The following is a 17354-nucleotide window of genomic DNA, read 5'->3' on the forward strand; positions in this document are numbered from 1 at the left end:
GATTCCTTCGCTTGTTCAGGTGCCTTCGGGTACGGTCACTCGGCGGCCTTGAGTCGGCCAGCCGTGGCCAGCGCCTGGGCGCGGGCGTCTTCCTTCTGCAGCGATGCCAGCAGTTCCTGCGGCGACGATGCCTGCGCCACGCTGCCCACGTTCTGCAGCCGGCTCTTGACGCTGCCTTCGGCCAGCGCCTTGCGCAGCGCGGCGTTGAGGGTGTCGATCACGGCGGCCGGCGTGCCCGCTGGCGCCAGCAGGCCGGTGGCCGTGGTGGCCTCGAAGTTGGCCAGGCCCGCCTCGCGCAGCGTGGGCACCTTGGGCAACGTGGCATCGCGGTCGCGCGACATCACGGCCAGCGCGCGCAACGCCCCAGACTGGATATGCGGCGCGGAACTGGTCAGTTGGTCCACCACCATGTCGATCTGGCCGCCCATCAGGTCGACCAGCGCGGGCGCCGAGCCCTTGTACGGCACCTGATTCAACCGGATCTTCGCGGCATCCTCAAGCTGCAACAGCGCCATGTGGTTGGTCGTGCCGGGGCCGGCATGACCCGCCGCCAGCTTGCCGGGATTGGCACGTGCGTAGGCCAGCAGCGCCTCGACGTCCTTGAAGCGCGTATCGCCGCCCTTGACGACCACGACCAGCGACGTGGTGGACATCAGGCCCACCGGGCTGAAGCTCGCCAGCTTGAAGTTGGTGCGCGTCATCTTGGGCAGCACCACCACCGCGTTGGGCGTGGTCACCAGCAGCGTGGCGCCATCGGGCTCGGCACGCGCCACCGCCGAGGCCCCGATCACGCCGCCCGCGCCCGGGCGGTTGTCGACGATCACATTGCGGCCCAGGTTTTGCTCCAGCGCCGGAGCAATGGCGCGCGCCACAACGTCGAGGTTGCCGCCAGGGGCGAACGGCACGATCAGCGTTACCGGCTTGCCGGGCTGCGCGCGGGCGCTGAGCACATAGGGGGCGGCGCCAAGCGCAAGGATCTGCGCCAGCATGGTTCTGCGGTTCATTTGTCTACTCCAGCCTGCCAAACGGGGCGTTCTTCAATGTCTGTTTTTTGACTTGCGCCCCCGCTCCCGTGTACGGGAGCGGGGGTTGAGGGAGAGGGCTTGAGGTTCTGGATGGCTGCACGCCTCAATTTGAAAGGCTTGCCCTGTCCCCCGGCCCTTCTCCCGCCACGCGGGAGAAGGGCGACAACCGGTAGCGGACGGTCAGTGCCGTCCGCCCGTCAGTCCCGGAAGCCCGGGTCCAGCCGGTCCAGCTTGCGCAGCAACGCCGGCCATTCCATCAGGCCATAGGGGCGGCGCGTGCCGGGCTGGTAGTTGTTCCAGGTCTCTTCCAGCACGTCGGGCGATACCTTCTGCAGCGGCGTATTGCACGACATGGCGGCCACCTGCGAGCGGCAGGCCAGTTCCAGCCGGTGCATCCAGTTGAAGGCCTCGCCCACCGAATTGCCCACGGTCAGCGCGCCGTGGTTGCGCAGGATCAGCGCTTCGCCACGACCCAGGTCGGCAATCAGGGACTCCTGCTCAGCGGTGTCCAGCACCACGCCCTGGTAGTCGTGGTAGCCGATCTTCAGGAAGCGCATGGCGGTCTGGGTGATCGGCAGCAGCCCGCATTCGAGCGACGACACCGCCATCGATGCCCAGCTATGCGTGTGGATCACGCAGGCTACCTCGGGGCGCGCGTGGTGCACGGCGCTGTGGATCACGTAGCCGGCCTTGTTGACGCCGTAGTTCAGCGGGCCGAAGTCGGGGGCCGACAGGATCTTGCCGGCGTGGTCCACCTTGATCAGGCACGACGCCGTGATCTCTTCGTACATCATGCCGTACGGGTTGATCAGGAAGGCGTCTTCCTCGTCCGGCACGCGCACCGAGATATGGTTGGCCATCATGTCAGCCATGCCATACAGCTCGACCAGCCGGTAGCAGGCCGCCAGGTCCACGCGCGCCTGCCATTCCGCCTCGCTGCACTGGCCGCGCATCGACGGGATGCTCAGCACACCGGGTTTCGTCATGATGTGTCTCCTTGGTGGATTCGGTATCTGGATTCAGTGGATGCTGTTCAGTCCGACCCCAGCGCGAGATCGCTGGGCCGGCGTTTTTCGATGTGGAACTTGAGCAGTGCGGCGCTACGGAAGATGCCGTGCGCGAACTTGCCATATGGCAAGGTCAGGAACAGCGCCATCACAATGCCCAGGTGGACGGCCAGCAGCGACGCCATGGCACCGGTGTCACGGAACGCCAGCAGCGCCAGGCCGCTTGCGCTGGTCAGGAACAGCAGCGCGATAAAGCCACGGTCCATCGGCTTCTGCTTTGTGTCCATCGTGCGTTCGTCGCGCTTCAGGTTCAGCCACAGCAGGCCGGCCGGCCCAATCAGCAGCCCGATGCCGCCCGCGATGCCCAGCAGCACCGGCAGGCTCGTGACCGGATACGGCGCGTGCAGGTCCAGCAGGTAGTGGTAGAGCGTGGCCACGGCAGTCGCCGCAAAGCACAGCATGAAGCCGTAGAACGTGAAGTGATGGAAGCGGCGGCGCAGCAGCGTGAACGCGTCGTCGTCGTTGTTGCAGCCCTGCCCGTGCCCGCCATCCAGGTATTTCAGCTTCAGCGCATCGTGCACCGCCCCGCCCGTGGCGGCGCCGCGTTCGTCGCCGTCGCGCGTGCCAGGCGTGACCTTGCGCCAGAACCGCGTCACGCCGATGCCCAGCGCCCCGCAGGCAAACAGGAACACCACGCCAAACATGGCCGCCAGCAGGTTGTGCGGGAAGATCGCGTAGAAGTTGCCGGCCAGCGGTTCATGCCAGAGCGTGCCGCGCATCGCCAGCACCATCAGCAGGAACAGCGCCAGGCCGCCGGCCAGTGCCAGCGCCATCGTCATGCCGGCGCGCCGGTACAGTCCGCCCAGTGCCGCCGGAAACGCGTAGTCGCCGTACGTCTGCACGCGGACCTTGGCCATCGCCTGCGGGATGTTGACGGCAAACTCATGCGGCGGCGCGTACTGGCACGCGTGATAGCAGGCACCGCAGTTGTGGCACAGGTTGGCCAGGTAATGGATATCCGCCTTGGGAAAATCCAGCCGGCGTGTCATGGCCGGGAAGACCGCGCAGAACCCTTCGCAATAGCGGCAGGCATTGCAGATCTGCAGCGTACGGGCAACTTCGGCCTCGTCGGTGGTCAGGGGCAGCGCACCGTTGGCCAGCGCCGCCGCTTCGCGCGTCAGCGCTTCAAGATGTTGCATGTTCCTCTTCCCGTGATGCCTGCGTTGCCGCGCCTGCGTGGCTGGCCGCGTTTGCCGCCTTGGCGGCATGGGTGCCCGCGATACGGCCGAATGCCGTGCCGATGGCCATGCCCACGCCGGCCGTATAGCCCTTGCCCAGCACGTTGCCGGCCATCATCTCGCCCGCCACGAACAGGTTCTGGCTGGGCTTGCCGCCGAAATGCACGGCCGATTCCTGGTTCACCTTCAGGCCCAGATAGGTAAAGGTGATGCCGGGACGCAGCGCGTACCCGAAGAACGGCGCGGTGTCGATGGGGCGGGCCCAGTGCGTCTTGGCTGGCGTCACGCCCTCGGTATGGCAGTCGTCCAGCGTCGTATGGTCGAACTTGCCCACGCGGCACGCGGCGTTGTAGTCGTTGATGGTGCGCATGAACGTGGCCTCTTCCAGGCCCAGCTTGCGCGCCAGTTCGGGCAGCGTATCGGCCTTCACGCCCGGGAACACCGGCGGCATGAAGCGGCCCACGGCCTTGGCGTCGATGATCGAATAGCCAATCTGCTGCGGCTGCTGCGCCACCAGGCGGCCCCAGATCGCGTAGCGCTTGGGCCAGAAGTCCTCGCCCTCGTCGTAGAAGCGTTCGGCATTGGCATTGAGCACCACGCCCAGCGACACGCAGTCGATCCGCGTGCAGATGCCCCCGTCATAGAGCGGCGCGCGGGCGTCGATGGCCACGCAGTGCGACTGTGACGGATCGCCGATGGCGTCGGCGCCCTGGGCAATCATGTGCTTGAGCAGCACGCCCATGTTGAAGCGGGTGCCGCGGATCAGAAAGTTGTCGGCGGGCCATTCGCCGCGCTCGTTCTGGCCCCAGGCTTCGCGCAGCCATTCACGGTTCGATTCAAAGCCGCCGGCCGCCAGCACGCAGGCCCGGGCCTCGATCCGCTCGCTGCCGATGCGCGCCGCCACGAAGCGGCTGCCGTCCAGTTCGATCGCATCGACCGGGGCGTTGTAGCGGATCTGCACGCCCAGGCGCTCGGCGCTGCGGAAGTACGCATTGACCAGCGCCTTGCCGCCGCCCATGAAGAACGCGTTGGTACGGGCCACGTGCAGGGCGCCAGACAAGGGCGGCTGGAAATGCACGCCGTGGCTGCGCATCCAGTCGCGGCAGGTCGACGACGCACGGATGGCCAGCCGGGCCAGCGTTTCGTCGGTCAGGCCGCCCGTGACCTTGAGCAGGTCCTGCCAGTATTCCTCTTCGGGATAGGCGTCGACCAGCACGTCCTGCGGCGCGTCGTGCATGCAGCGCAGGTTGCGGGTGTGGGAAGAATTGCCGCCACGCCATTCGCGCGGCGCGGCTTCCAGCAACATGACGCTGGCGCCGGCCTCGCGGGCCATCAGCGCGGCACAAAGGGCGGCATTGCCGCCACCGATTACCAGGACGTCGATCATGCGCGGACGCCCTGACTGCGGGGATTGGGAGTGGGGATGGACACGGCTATCTATGCCTTCGTGAGTCTGTCCGCGACTCTATCCGCAGGGCGGAACCCTGCTAAGCCCTTGTCCGGCATGGGGGTATCACGATTCGTGATGGCTACCCGGCGACGCCCCTGCCTGCGGCGCCGGGCCTCTCCCCCGTCATCCCTCGATGGTCAGAACCCCACGGCCTGCCCGTCGCGCCGGGAATCCGAAGCGGCGATATAGCCATGTTCCGCCTTGTAGATCAGCTGGGCGGAGCCGAATTCCAGGCTGTCGTGCGGCGCCACCTCCACCCGGTGGCCGCGCTCGCGCAGCGCCGCCACCACGTCGGCCGGCAGGTGGCTTTCAACGTTGACCACCGGGCCGTGCTCCACGCGGAAGCGCGGCGCGTCGCTCATCGCCTGCGGGTTCTGCCCGAAGGCGGCCAGCCGGGCCATCATCTGCACGTGGCCTTGCGCCTGCATCGACCCGCCCATCACGCCGAACGACATCACCGGCGCCCCATTGCGCGTGACAAAGCCCGGAATGATGGTGTGCATCGGCTGCTTGCCCGGCGCCACGCAATTGGCGTGACCCGGCTTCAGGTTGAAGCCCTCGCCTCGGTTGTGCAGCGAAATGCCCGTGCCGGGCACCACGACGCCCGAGCCAAACCCGCGATAGTTCGACTGGATGAACGACACCATCGACCCCGCGGCGTCGGCCGCCGTCAGGTACACGGTGCCGCCGATCTTCGGCATGCCGGCTGACGGGCTGCCCGCGCGCTTGAGGTCGATCAGGGCGGCGCGTTCGGCCAGGTAGGCCGGGTCCAGGAACGACGCCGGCGCGTGCTGCATCGTCGCAGGGTCCGACACATGCCGGTGCAGGTCGGCAAAGGCCAGCTTCATGGCCTCGATGCCGACGTGATAGAAGTCGGCGCTGTCCACGCCCATGCCTTCCAGGTCGAACCGGTCCAGAATGCCCAGGCCGATCAGCGCGGCGATGCCCTGCCCGTTCGGCGGGATCTCGTGCAGCGTGTAGCCACGGAAGTCCCGCTTCATCGGCTCCACCCAGGCCGGCTGGTGCGCGGCCAGATCGCCGGCGCGCAGCGCGCCGCCGGTTTCCTGGGCGAACGCCACGATGCGCTCGGCCAGTTCGCCCCGATAGAAGCTCTCGCCGTCGCTTTCGGCAATCTTGCGCAGCGTGGCGGCCTGCTCCGGAAAGCGCCAGCGCTCGCCGGCCTGCGGCGCGCGGCCATCACGCAGGAACGCCTTGGCAAAGCCGGGCTGGTCGCGCAGCACCGGCACTTGGGCGGCCCATTGGCGCGCGATCTGCGGCGACACCATGAAGCCCTGCTCCGCGTACTCGATGGCCGGCACGAACAGCCGCGCGAACGGCAGCTTGCCGAAGCGCGCCGACAGCGCCTTCCAGCCGGCCACCTGTCCGGGCACCGTCACGGTGTCCCAGCCGACGGACGGCATGCGGTCGCGTCCGGCGAAGTATTCGGGCGTCCAGGCTGCCGGCGCACGGCCGCTGGAATTCAGGCCGTAGAGCTGCCCTTCGTGCCAGACCAGCGTGAACATGTCGCCGCCGATACCGTTCATGACGGGCTCCACCACGGTCAGCGCAATCGCCGTGGCAATGGCGCTGTCGATGGCGTTGCCACCTTCATAGAGCATGCGCAAGCCGGCCTGTGCGGCCAGCGGCTGGCTGGTGCTGACGGCATTGGCGGCCAGCAGCGGCATCTTCTGGGACGGATACGGGAAGGACCAATCAAAAGGCAACATGGGCGGAACAGGTAAGAAGGTAAGAACATGGCGCCCCGGCAGGCGGCGCCACGAGGGTTGCTGCGTCAGCGTTATTGCAGGGCGACGCCGGATTGCTTCACGAGCTTCTCCGTGCGCGGAATCTCCGCGTTGATCATCGCCGTGAAATCGTTGACGCTGCCGCCACGCGGTTCGGCGCCGGTCACAGCCAGCTTCTCGCGGAAGTCGGGCGTGGCCAGCAGCTTGTTGATCGACGTGTTCAGCTTGACCACCACATCGGCCGGCGTGCCCTTGGGCGCAACGATGCCATACCACGGCGCGATGTCGAAGCCCGCGTAGCCCTGCTCGGCAATGGTCGGGATTTCGGGCGCCTGCGGCGAGCGCCTGGCCGTGGACATGCCCAGCGCGCGCAGCTTGCCCGCTTTCACGAATGGCAGGCCGGTCATGATGGTATCGAAGTACATCGACACCTGGCCCGACAGCAGTGCCGGAATCGCTTCGCCGGCCCCCTTGTACGGCACGTGGACGATGTCGATGCCGGCCGCGGCCTTGAGCATTTCACCGGCAATGTGCGACGTCGTGCCGGTGCCGAACGACGCGTACGAGAGCTTGCCCGGGTTGGCCTTGGCATAGGCCACCATCTCGGGCAGCGTCTTGAACGGCAGCGACGGATTCGACAGCAGGATGTTCGGCGTGATCGCCACCACGGCAACCTTCTCGAACGCGTCCGGGTCGTAGCTCAGCTTCTTGTACAGGAAGCGGTTGGTCACCATCGACGCCGGCCCCGACATCAGCAGCGTGTAGCCGTCGCCCGACGCACGCGCCGCGACTTCGCTGCCGATCATCGCCGCAGCGCCGGGCCGGTTTTCCACCACGAAGCTCTGGCCGTACTCCTTGGCCAGGCCCGCGCCGACCTGTCGCGTGATCAGGTCGGTGGCCGAACCGGCCTGGAATGGCACCACGATACGTACCGGCTGCGTGGGCCAGTCGCGCGCGCCTTGCGCCAGCGCCAAAGACGACGCCGCGACCAGGCCGATGGAAAGTAGTGCTCGGAAAGAAGAGAAACGCATGTCTGTACCCTCATTGAATCGAACGATGTGATCCGCGTGAACACGCTGGATGCCGCCGTTCCGTCCGCAATTTGCGTGCCACTGGCATCGCTGCGTCGTTGACACGAGCCCCGTCCGCCCCCTTCAGTTCGATGAAGTTTGCGGGTACGGCGCACCGGTTTGGTTAGCATTTTCGGTGCGCCTGCAGGCTGGTGTTGTCTCCCTGGTGCCAAGGCACTATTGGTGTGCCCGGCGCTCTCTCTGGATGGTTGGTGCTGCGTCTCGCTGCAGGGCCCGTGGCCCGCAGCTTCAGTCGATCAGCGCCTTGCCCAGCACGGCCAGCGCCGCATCGAACTGCGCCTGCGGAATCGTCAGCGGATACAGGAAGCGGATGACGTTGCCATAGGTGCCGCACGTCAGCAGGATCAGGCCCGCTTCCATCGCACGCGTCTGCACGCGCTTGGCATGCTCCGCGCTGGGCGCGCCCGTGGCCGGGTCGACAAACTCGGCGGCGATCATCGAACCCAGGCCGCGCACTTCGGCCATCGCCGGGCACTGCGGCTGCAGCGCTTCGAGATGGGCCTGCAGTTGCGCGCCCAGTTGCGCGGCGCGCTCGCACAGCTGTTCATCGGCGATGGTGTCGATCACGGCATGGGCAGCGGCCACGGCCAGCGGATTGCCCGCGTACGTGCCACCGAGCCCGCCGGGCAGCGGCGCGTCCATGATCTCCGCGCGGCCGCACACGGCAGACAGCGGCATGCCGCCGGCCAGGCTCTTGGCCATCGTGATCAGGTCCGGCTGCACGTCATGGTGCGACATGGCAAACAGCTTGCCGGTACGACCGAAACCGGTCTGCACCTCGTCGGCGATCAACACGATGCCGTGGCGGTCGCAGACGGCGCGCAGGCCGCGCATGAAGTCGGCGGGTGCCGGCTGGAAGCCACCTTCGCCCTGCACCGGCTCCACGATGATGGCGGCCACGCGTTGCGGATCGATATCGGTCTTGAACAGCATTTCCAGCGCCTGCAACGCCTGCTCCGTGCTCACGCCGTTCAGCGCGCCAGGGAACGGCGCGTGAAAGATGTCCGACGGGAACGGGCCGAAGCCCACCTTGTACGGCACCACCTTGCCAGTCAGCGCCATGCCCAGCAGCGTGCGGCCATGAAAGCCGCCAGCGAACGCGATCACACCAGGCCGGCCCGTATGGGCCCGCGCGATCTTGATCGCGTTTTCCACCGCTTCCGCGCCGGTCGTGAACAGCGCCGTCTTGTTGAGGCCGGTGATTGGCACCAGCGCATTGATGCGCTCGGCCAGCGACACGTAGCTCTGATACGGCACCACCTGGTAGGCGGTATGGGTAAAGCGCTCCAGCTGGGCGGCAATGGCCTGCATCACGCGCGGATGCCGGTGACCCGTGTTCAGCACGGCAATGCCGGCCGCGAAGTCCGTATAGGCGCGGCCTTCGACGTCCCACAGCGTCGCGTTCTCGGCGCGCTCGGCATAGAAGTCGCACATCACGCCCACGCCCCGGGGCGTGGCAAGGCTGCGGCGTTGATTCAGTTCGATGTTTTTCATGGTCGGATTGCGAAGGGCAGGTCGAGGCAAGTCGGCGCCGGCAGCGGCCGCGCCGGGTATCCGTCCGGCACTGCGCAGCGATTCCGCACATTTCAATCACATTTGGCCCTACAATCCAGCGCCACTTTCATAAATTCAATGGTGCCAATTGAAGTCGATCTGCGGTGACCTGCTGCTCCAGCGCCTGGGCCCCGATGGCCTGGCGGCCTTTGGCAAGCCCCTGAACCGGGGCCTGTACGCGTGCATCCGCGGGGCCATCCTCGATGGCAGCCTGGCACCGGCCACCCGGTTGCCGCCCCAGCGCGACCTGGCGGCGGAACTGGGCCTGTCGCGCAACACGGTGATGTACGCGTACGAGCAGTTGCTGGCCGAAGGCTATCTGCGGGCCCGCACGGGCAGCGGCACCTTTGTGGCCGATACGGCGCCCGAGAGCTACCTCAACGCAACGGCCGCCACGGTGGCGGAAGCCGGCCCGCGCGAGATGCCGGGCCTATCCGCCCGGGGCCGGCGCCTGATCGAAAATGCCTCGGCATCGCCCACGCAGTGGGGGGCCTTCATGCCGGGCGTGCCGGATCTGCGCCGGTTTCCGCACCGGCGCTATGCCCAGATTGCGGCCCGCCTGTGGCGCAATCCCCAGCCGGAATGGCTCAGCTACAGCCACGGCGGCGGATTGCCGGCCTTGCGCGAAGCCGTGGCGACGCACCTGCGCGTGGCGCGCTCTGTGCGCTGCGACGCCGGACAGGTGCTGATTACCGAGGGCATCCACCAGGCGATCGACCTCGTGGTGCGCCTGCTGGGATCGCCCGGCGACCAGGCGTGGGTGGAAGAGCCCGGCTACTGGGGCATTCGCAGCGTGCTGCAGGTGTGCGACATCGGCATGGTGCCCATGCCCGTGGACGGCGACGGCCTGACGCTGCCGGACACCGAGGCGATGGCCGACGCGCCCCCGCCCCGCTTTGTCTTCGTGACGCCGTCGCACCAGTACCCGATGGGCGCGGTCATGAGCCTGAAGCGCCGTCGCGCGCTGCTGGAGTTTGCGCGTCAGCACGGCAGCTGGATCGTCGAGGACGACTACGACAGCGAATTCCGCTTCTCGGGGCAGCCCATCCCGTCGCTGCAGGGGATGGAGCCCGACGCGCCCGTGATCTACATCGGCACCTTCAGCAAGACGTTGTATCCGGGCTTGCGCATGGGCTATCTGGTTCTGCCGCGCGCACTGGCCGCATCGTTCCAGACCGCGCACGCCGACCTGTACCGTGCCGGCCACCTGATGACGCAGGCCACGGTGGCGGAGTTCATGCAGGCTGGCGACTACGCCGCGCACATCCGCCGCATGCGTCCGCTCTACGCCAGGCGCCGCGCGATGCTGGCCGACCTGATCGAGCGATTCCTTGGTCCCGCCGCGCTGAACCGCCAGGGCAGCAACGCCGGCCTGCATCTGGTACTGCGGCTGCCCGACGACGCCGACGACGTGGCCATCGCCGCCACGGCGCGCGAGCGGGGCATCATCGTCCGTCCGCTGTCGCGCTACTACCAGGGGCAAACCGTCCAGAAAGGCCTGCTGCTTGGCTACGCCTGCGTGCCCGAAGAACACATCGGCCCGGCGTTCGATGTGCTGCTGGGCTGCCTGCCGGGCCGGAACAGGTTGACGGGTACATAAGCTCGCCAGCAGGCCCGCATCCACAACCATTGCCTACAATCCAGTAGCACTACCGTGGCGGATGCCGTCCGCCCTCTGGACACAAGCGGACACTGGCCGGGAGCGGAGCGATGGGTCTGATCGGATGGATGCGCGAGCGAAGCACGCACGCTGACGAATACGACAAGCACGAAATGGCCGCACTCGCGGAGCGAGTCACACGGTTCAACCCCCGGCTGCGGCTGGTATCGCACTATGCGCGGCAGTTGCGGCCGGCCCTGGCGCGAGCCCTGACGCACGTGCGGGCACTGGTCCACGACGTGCCCGCGCCGCGCGACGCCAGCGACCACGCATGGGGCGTCGACCCCTATATCCACGCCTTCTTCGGCACGCCGCACGACGTGGCGCTGACCTTCAGCCGGTCGCCCGAACTGCGGGAATTCTTCGGCATATCCCCGGCTACGCAGACGGCCACCGCCGTGCTGGGCATGACCATGACCGAACGGCGCACGCTGGGCGTGGCGCTGGAAGGCGATGTCATGCGATCCGACGTACCACAGACCAACATCAGCTTCGGCGATCACCAGGTGACGATCATCGCCGACTCGGAAGCGGCCTTGCGCGACGAGATCGTGCACCGGATGTTCGACCAGTTGGCGCTGGAGTCCCTGGCCCGGTTCACCTCGGGCAAGTCGCGCCGCGACGAACTCGATCGCGAGCAGACGTTGCTGGTCGCGCGCCTGCGACTGTTCGAGCGCCAGGGCGCAGGCATGCGGTCGGTGGTGGGCGGCGATGCGCCGGTCAGCGCCGCCGAGGCCGCATCGCTGCGCGAACAGATCGCCAGCAACGAACAGGCGCTCTCCGAACTGGGCGCGACACCGGGCACCCTGGAGCGGCAGCTCGAATGCCTGACCGAAACGCTCGCGGACGCGCCGGCCAGATTTTCCATCACGCATCGCCCGCTGCGCCTGAGCGCGACGAATGTGCTGCTGGCGCCGGACAGCACGACGCCGGCCAGTGACATCGATCTGCTGACCGCCCACGTGCCGGGCGATCCGCCGCTGGTGCGCGCGTTCACGCTGGTCAACTTCGCGCGCGGCGACATGGTGTCGCCACGCGCCCTGCTCGACGAGGCCGAGCGCTACCTTTGAAACGCGCCGATTTCCGCCGTCCGCATGTCCGGGTATGGCGCCCTTGCACCGTTACCAACGCCGCCTATGCTGTAGAAGAGTCGTAGCCAGCGCCGGACGCCGTCCATTGCCTGACCACCAGACTGCCCACCGGCAGTGCCGGCCGGGCAGGACTCTGAACCGAACGGTGCATGTGATGCTATCTGCGCGCCCATGGCTTAAGACCGCCCTTCTCGCCGTGGCTCTCTGGCTGTCTGGCACACTTTGCAGCGCAGTTTGGTCCGGACCTTCGCCAGCGCCGGCCTCGGCGCCGCCCGCCGCGGGCCCCGCCAGAAAGCTCGACCTGACCGTGAAGGCCTGGCGCGGCGACTTCGACGCGATGCTCGAACGCCGCGTGATCCGGGTGCTGGTGCCCTTCAGCCGCACGCTGTACTTCAATGACCGGGGGCAGGAGCGCGGGCTGACCGCCGACTTCGTGCGCGACTTCGAGCGGTTCATCAACAAGACCTATGCGGCACGGCTGGGCAAGCGCCCGGTGACGGTGGTGATGATCCCGACCACGCGCGACCGCCTGCTGCCGGCCCTCAATGAAGGGCTTGGCGATATCGCCGCCGGCAACCTGACCGTCACCGACGAGCGCCTGAAGCAGGTCGACTTCGTGACGGCCACTGCGCAGAAGCCCACCCGGGAACTGGTGCTGACGGGGCCGAAGTCTCCCGCCCTCGCCTCGCTCGACGACCTGAGCGGCAAGACCGTGCACGTGCGCCGCCACAGCAGCTATTACGAAAGCCTGAATGCGCTCAACGGCCGCTTCGCCCAATCGCGCAAGCCGCCCATGAAGATCGTGCTGCTGCCCGACGCGCTGGAAGACGAGGACGCGATGGAAATGCTGAACGTCGGCCTGCTGCAGATCCTGGTGGTGGACGACTGGAAGGCGCGCATGTGGGTGCAGATGCTGCCGCAGGTGAAGGTCCACGAGAACATGGCCGTGCGGGAAGGCGGGTATGTCGGCTGGGCCATGCGCAAGCAGAGCCCCCAGCTGCAGGCGGCGGTCAGCAACTTCTACGACAACTACATCAAGAAGCAGAGCATCGCGCAGATCCGGCTGAAGCAGTACATGCAGGGGATCAAGCAGATCCACAGCAACGCCGAAAGCAGCGAGCTCAAGCGGTTCGCGGTGACCGTGGCCTTCTTTGAGAAGTATGGCCAGCAGTACCGCTTCGATCCGCTCATGCTGGCGGCGCAGGGCTTTCAGGAATCGCAGCTCAAGCAGGACGCCAAGAGCCGGGTCGGCGCGATCGGGATCATGCAGCTGATGCCCGCGACCGGCAAGGAACTGAACGTGGGCAACATCAAGGTGGCCGAGTCGAACATCCATGCCGGCGCCAAGTACCTGGACCAGCTGATGACGCGCTACTTCAAGGATGCCAACTTCTCGGAGCTTGATCGGCCGCTGTTCGCTTTCGCCAGCTATAACGCCGGCCCCGGCAATATCGCGAAGATGCGCCAGCTGGCGGCGGAGCGCGGACTCAACCCCGATGTCTGGTTCAACAACGTCGAAATCGTCGTGGCAGAGAAAATCGGCATCGAGACCACGACCTACGTCCGGAACATCTACAAGTACTACGCGTCCTACCGGCTGCTCAAGGACGCCGAGGCCCAGCGGCAGCGCGCGGTACAGCAGGTCAACCGCTGAACCGCACTGGCGCCGGGGCTCCCGTGCGCCGCCTTACAGGGCCACCGGGCTGGCGCTGGCGCCATTCACGCTCTCGGGCACGAAGCGCCCCAGCACATGGCCGGACATGCCCTTGGCCAGTTCCTCCTCGCCATAGAACACGGTGCCCAGCCCTTCCTTGCGCAGCAGCTTCGACTCGTCTTCGCTATGCGTGCGCAGCACGACCTCGACATGCGGATTGAGCGTGCGGGCCGTCTCCACCATCTGCCGCACGTACAGCGGTTCCGGCACGGCCACCACCAGCATGGCCGCATGGGCGATATGCGCCTGGATCAGCACGGCCGGGTCGGCCGCGTTGCCCGACACCGCCGCAAAGCCAGCCTTGCGCAGGCTCTCCACGAGTTCGCGGTTTTCGTCGGCAATCACGAACGGGATGCCGCGATCCTGCATCGCCTTGGCAATGCGGCGACCCACGCGGCCGTAGCCTACCAGCACCACCTGGCCCTGCAGATACTTGCGCTCGGTCGTGACCGGCAGTTCGGCATACGGATCGCCGCGTTGCTCAAGGTTGCGCGCCATCGACGAACGCGCCAGGATCCAGCGCCGCACGGGCTCCAGCGCCGCAAACAGCAGCGGATTCAGGGCGATGGAGATCAGCGCGCCGGCCAGGATCAGGCTCATGCCCTCTTCGGGCAGCAGGCCGAGCGTCACGCCAAGCCCCGCCAGGATGAACGAGAACTCGCCAATCTGCGCCAGGCTGGCCGACACCGTCAGCGCCGTGTTGAGCGGGTAGCGGAACGCCAGCACCAGCGCGAAGGCGGCCAGCGACTTGCCCACCACGATGACGGCCACTACCGCCAGCACGTGCAGGGGCTGCTCCACCAGGATCTCCGGCTTGAACAGCATGCCGACGGAAACGAAGAACAGCACCGAGAACGCATCGCGCAGCGGCAGCGATTCTTCGGCGGCACGATGACTGAATTGCGATTCGCGCATCACCATGCCGGCAAAGAAGGCGCCGAGCGCAAACGACACGCTGAAAATCTCCGCCGCACCGAACGCGATGCCGATCGCCACCGCCACCACCGCCAGCGTGAACAGCTCGCGCGAGCCGGTCTTGGCCACCTGCCACAGCAGCCACGGCAACACCCGACGCCCGGCGATCAGCATCAGCGCGATAAAGGCCACCACCTGCAGCAACGTCTGGAACACCGTCATGCCGATCGACTGCGAGGCCTGCGCTTCGGCGTTCACCGTCCCGCCCAGCAGCCCGGCCAGCGGCGGCAGCAGCACGAGCACCAGCACCGTTGCCAGATCCTCGACCACCAGCCAGCCCACCGCGATGCGCCCGTTCATGGTTTCCAGCACACCGCGGCTTTCCAGCGCCTTCAGCAGCACGACCGTGCTGGCGCACGACAGCGACAGCCCGAAGATCAGCCCGGTGCCCCAATGCCAGCCCCAGCCCCAGCCGATGGCCATGCCCAGCAGCGTGGCAATACCCATCTGTACCACCGCTCCCGGTATGGCAATGCGCTTCACGGCGAGCAGGTCGCTCAACGAGAAATGCAGGCCCACGCCGAACATCAGCAGCATTACGCCGATCTCGGACAACTGGGCAGCCAGGTGGACATCCGCGACGAAACCCGGGGTGCCGGGGCCAATGATGATGCCCGACACGAGATAGCCGACCAGCGCCGGAATCTTCATGCGCTCCGCGAGAAATCCGAGCACAAGCGCGATACCAAAGCCTGCGGCGAGCGTGGTGATGAGGGTCAGGTTGTGATCCATGGGTCAGGGGCGTCCGGGAGGTCAAGCGGCAAAGGGGCGTTCACGAATTGTAACTGCCATGCCGGCATTGCATCGCGAACCCTTGCCTGGCATGCATGATCCGGCCCCTTATCGCACGACAGTGCGGCACGACAATGCGGCACGGCAACGTGCGCCACCATGGCGCCGGTGTACCGTCGCGCCGCCGATGCGGCCGGGCCCGACCTGACTACCGGGTGCCGGACTCGCCGTTCTCGATGATCGGCCGCAGCAACGTGAAGTCGTTGGGATAGAACGGCGGCACCGCCGAGGGGCTCTTCTTGCGCGCCACTTCCACGAACGGGCGGTCCGCTTCGATGGCCAGCATCAGGTCGAACCGTTTGACGCCCGCAGCCTTGGCGCGTTCCACATCGCGCTCGCTCTTGGCGCGATAGGCAATGGTTCGCATCAACAGGTCATAGAGCAGCCGTGGCCGGCGCTCCACGGCCAGTTCCGCATCGTGGCGGCGCCTTTCCAGCACCGCCTGCCACAGCGCGGACGCTTCCAGTCCGGCGGTGTGCTCGGCCAGCGCAACCAGTTGCACCTTGCCGGTGCGCGGCGAGTACGCGACACCCTGCGCGTCCAGGAATGCACGGATGTCCGGCATCCGCTGGCCAAGCAGTTCCTCGGTCCGGGTCTTTGCCTTCTGGGGCAGGTCGATGTCGGTCCAGTGCGAAGGGAACGCACCCATCTCGGCAAAAATGACCGCCCAGTCGTCGTACTCGGTCCACGTCCAGTCGCGCCCCCTGAAGTACCCCGCATACACCTGCTCGAAGTACCCCGCCATGTTCAGGCCGTCGGAACCGCTGCGCTTGACGATGTCGAGAATCTCGGCGGCGTCGGCCTGGGAGATGCCGACCACGTTCTCCATCACGCGATTGAAGACGCGCTCGTAGGAACTGGTTGTATCCTGAACATACAACGCAGCCGGCGCGGCCTTCGGCACCGGAATGGCTTCAGCCGGACCGCGTCGGGCCTTGCGAAAGAATTTGAATACTCCCACTTCTCTTATGTGTGCCACGGGCAACACTATATCGGTTGATTCGTGACATTTTTGCATATTTGCAAGAAAACGAGGCGGCGATGCGATCTGCCGATAGCCATGCCGGGCAAGCCGGGCTAGCACCCTTCCTGCACGCCTTGCGCGCACTGCTGCTCCTGGCTGGCGGCTTTTTCTCGGCCAGCGCACCGGCCATGGACTTCCGCATCTACCACCAGCCCGAGCTGAACCGGCGGATGATTGTTGGCGAGGGGCGTATCGAGGATGGCGACGCAGACAAGTTCCGGGCAGTGGCCCGGATCGCCGATCGCGACGACGAGGGCCTGGTCACCCTGATCCTGGACAGCCCCGGCGGCAACGTGGAAGCCGCCTTCCGGCTGGTCGACGCGATGGACAAGGTGCATGTCTACACGGCGGTGCCGGACAGTGCCCGATGCGCGTCGGCATGTGCGTCGATCGTCTTCGCCTCGGGAGAACGCCGCAGCGTCCTGGGCTCCGGGTTGCTGGGATTCCACAGCTGCTACAAGCGCCAGGGATCGACCCTGCTTTCAGACTCCCTGTGCAACGAGATCGTGGCGGCAAACGCGATGCAGCGCGGCGTGACCCATGCCGCCATCAACCGGTTCGTGGCGGACCACGGCGCGAAGGACATGGCATGGGTCGGCCGCAACGTCGTGTGCAGGTCCCTGCAAGGGCTGTGCAAGCCGGGCCGCGTCGAAAATCGGACCGACACCCACGCAGCGCTTGCGCGCAGCTTCGATTGCAGCCGGCTCACCTCCATGGCGTCGCAACTGATATGCGGCGATACCGATCTTGCGCGCGCCGACAAGGAACTTGCCGACCTGTACGGCCGCAAGCTCGCGTCCAGCGCCAACAAGACGCGCGTCAGGGACGACCAGCGATCCTGGCTGCGCGACGAGCGGAACCGCTGCAGCGACAAGGCTTGCCTGCAGCGCGCCTATCGCAGCCGGATCGAGGCGTTGAAGCGGGCGTGACAAGCCCACCGCCCTACCGGCCTACCGCCGTACCGCCCTACCGCCCTACCGCCCTACCG

General features: G+C 66.8%; 13 protein-coding genes. 4 read left to right on the forward strand and 9 right to left on the reverse strand.

Translation table 11 applies throughout. The annotated features are described in order from the left end of the window. Nucleotides 1-35: 35 nt before the first annotated feature. The 7 genes from CYJ10_RS18045 to CYJ10_RS18075 form a co-directional block, all read right to left on the reverse strand. Nucleotides 36-1004, reverse strand: a complete 969-nt coding sequence (locus CYJ10_RS18045; RefSeq protein WP_257993403.1) for a Bug family tripartite tricarboxylate transporter substrate binding protein — start codon at nt 1002-1004, stop codon at nt 36-38. A 218-nt stretch (nt 1005-1222) separates the two neighbouring features. Next, entirely contained in the window at nt 1223-2011 is a 789-nt protein-coding gene (locus CYJ10_RS18050; protein WP_101682850.1) for a class II aldolase/adducin family protein, read from the reverse strand. Nucleotides 2012-2058: 47 nt separating this feature from the next. After that, nucleotides 2059-3231, reverse strand: coding sequence for a tricarballylate utilization 4Fe-4S protein TcuB (gene tcuB, locus CYJ10_RS18055; protein ID WP_101682851.1), 1173 nt, complete (start codon nt 3229-3231; stop codon nt 2059-2061). Beyond that, nucleotides 3218-4657, reverse strand: coding sequence for an FAD-dependent tricarballylate dehydrogenase TcuA (gene tcuA, locus CYJ10_RS18060; RefSeq protein WP_101682852.1), 1440 nt, complete (start codon nt 4655-4657; stop codon nt 3218-3220). The genes tcuB and tcuA overlap by 14 nt, the downstream gene beginning before the upstream one ends. A gap of 200 nt (nt 4658-4857) precedes the next feature. Continuing rightward, the gene (locus tag CYJ10_RS18065; RefSeq protein WP_101682853.1) at nt 4858-6447 is read right to left on the reverse strand and encodes a gamma-glutamyltransferase family protein; all 1590 of its coding nucleotides are present in this window, start codon (nt 6445-6447) and stop codon (nt 4858-4860) included. A 71-nt stretch (nt 6448-6518) separates the two neighbouring features. Next, nucleotides 6519-7496 (reverse strand): Bug family tripartite tricarboxylate transporter substrate binding protein, encoded by a 978-nt coding sequence (locus CYJ10_RS18070; RefSeq protein ID WP_101682854.1) that lies wholly within the window; start codon nt 7494-7496, stop codon nt 6519-6521. A 288-nt stretch (nt 7497-7784) separates the two neighbouring features. Beyond that, on the reverse strand, nt 7785-9050 hold the full coding sequence (locus CYJ10_RS18075; protein WP_101682855.1) for a 4-aminobutyrate--2-oxoglutarate transaminase: 1266 nt from the start codon (nt 9048-9050) through the stop codon (nt 7785-7787). A gap of 148 nt (nt 9051-9198) precedes the next feature. Here CYJ10_RS18075 and pdxR point away from each other — a divergent pair, with 148 nt between their 5' ends. From pdxR to CYJ10_RS18090, 3 genes are all read left to right on the forward strand, one after another. Beyond that, entirely contained in the window at nt 9199-10710 is a 1512-nt protein-coding gene (gene pdxR / locus CYJ10_RS18080; RefSeq protein ID WP_101682856.1) for a MocR-like pyridoxine biosynthesis transcription factor PdxR, read from the forward strand. Between the two features lie 110 nt (nt 10711-10820). Continuing rightward, nucleotides 10821-11840, forward strand: coding sequence for a hypothetical protein (locus tag CYJ10_RS18085; RefSeq protein WP_101682857.1), 1020 nt, complete (start codon nt 10821-10823; stop codon nt 11838-11840). Nucleotides 11841-12015: 175 nt separating this feature from the next. Next, nucleotides 12016-13515, forward strand: a complete 1500-nt coding sequence (locus CYJ10_RS18090; protein ID WP_101682858.1) for an MltF family protein — start codon at nt 12016-12018, stop codon at nt 13513-13515. Nucleotides 13516-13548: 33 nt separating this feature from the next. Here CYJ10_RS18090 and ybaL read toward each other — a convergent pair whose 3' ends face one another. Further along, nucleotides 13549-15282: a YbaL family putative K(+) efflux transporter gene (gene ybaL, locus CYJ10_RS18095; RefSeq protein WP_101682859.1), complete on the reverse strand. Its 1734-nt coding sequence runs from the start codon at nt 15280-15282 to the stop codon at nt 13549-13551. 208 nt (nt 15283-15490) lie between these two features. Beyond that, nucleotides 15491-16303, reverse strand: coding sequence for a hypothetical protein (locus CYJ10_RS18100; RefSeq protein WP_101682860.1), 813 nt, complete (start codon nt 16301-16303; stop codon nt 15491-15493). Nucleotides 16304-16440: 137 nt separating this feature from the next. On the opposite strand from CYJ10_RS18100, the gene CYJ10_RS18105 reads away from it, so the two are divergent. Beyond that, the gene (locus CYJ10_RS18105) at nt 16441-17295 is read left to right on the forward strand and encodes a lysozyme inhibitor LprI family protein (RefSeq protein ID WP_257993404.1); all 855 of its coding nucleotides are present in this window, start codon (nt 16441-16443) and stop codon (nt 17293-17295) included. Nucleotides 17296-17354: the final 59 nt, after the last annotated feature.

Origin of the sequence: Cupriavidus pauculus, from assembly GCF_002858765.1 — a bacterium.
Taxonomy (GTDB): domain Bacteria; phylum Pseudomonadota; class Gammaproteobacteria; order Burkholderiales; family Burkholderiaceae; genus Cupriavidus; species Cupriavidus pauculus_B.

Bases quoted from the DNA above. Each gene is read 5' to 3' on its own strand.
- CYJ10_RS18045 (WP_257993403.1), bottom strand. From the start codon at position 1,004: ATGAACCGCAGAACCATGCTGGCGCAGATCCTTGCGCTTGGCGCCGCC.
- CYJ10_RS18050 (WP_101682850.1), bottom strand. From the start codon at position 2,011: ATGACGAAACCCGGTGTGCTGAGCATCCCGTCGATGCGCGGCCAGTGC.
- tcuB (WP_101682851.1), bottom strand. From the start codon at position 3,231: ATGCAACATCTTGAAGCGCTGACGCGCGAAGCGGCGGCGCTGGCCAAC.
- tcuA (WP_101682852.1), bottom strand. From the start codon at position 4,657: ATGATCGACGTCCTGGTAATCGGTGGCGGCAATGCCGCCCTTTGTGCC.
- CYJ10_RS18065 (WP_101682853.1), bottom strand. From the start codon at position 6,447: ATGTTGCCTTTTGATTGGTCCTTCCCGTATCCGTCCCAGAAGATGCCG.
- CYJ10_RS18070 (WP_101682854.1), bottom strand. From the start codon at position 7,496: ATGCGTTTCTCTTCTTTCCGAGCACTACTTTCCATCGGCCTGGTCGCG.
- CYJ10_RS18075 (WP_101682855.1), bottom strand. From the start codon at position 9,050: ATGAAAAACATCGAACTGAATCAACGCCGCAGCCTTGCCACGCCCCGG.
- CYJ10_RS18085 (WP_101682857.1), top strand. From the start codon at position 10,821: ATGGGTCTGATCGGATGGATGCGCGAGCGAAGCACGCACGCTGACGAA.
- CYJ10_RS18090 (WP_101682858.1), top strand. From the start codon at position 12,016: ATGCTATCTGCGCGCCCATGGCTTAAGACCGCCCTTCTCGCCGTGGCT.
- ybaL (WP_101682859.1), bottom strand. From the start codon at position 15,282: ATGGATCACAACCTGACCCTCATCACCACGCTCGCCGCAGGCTTTGGT.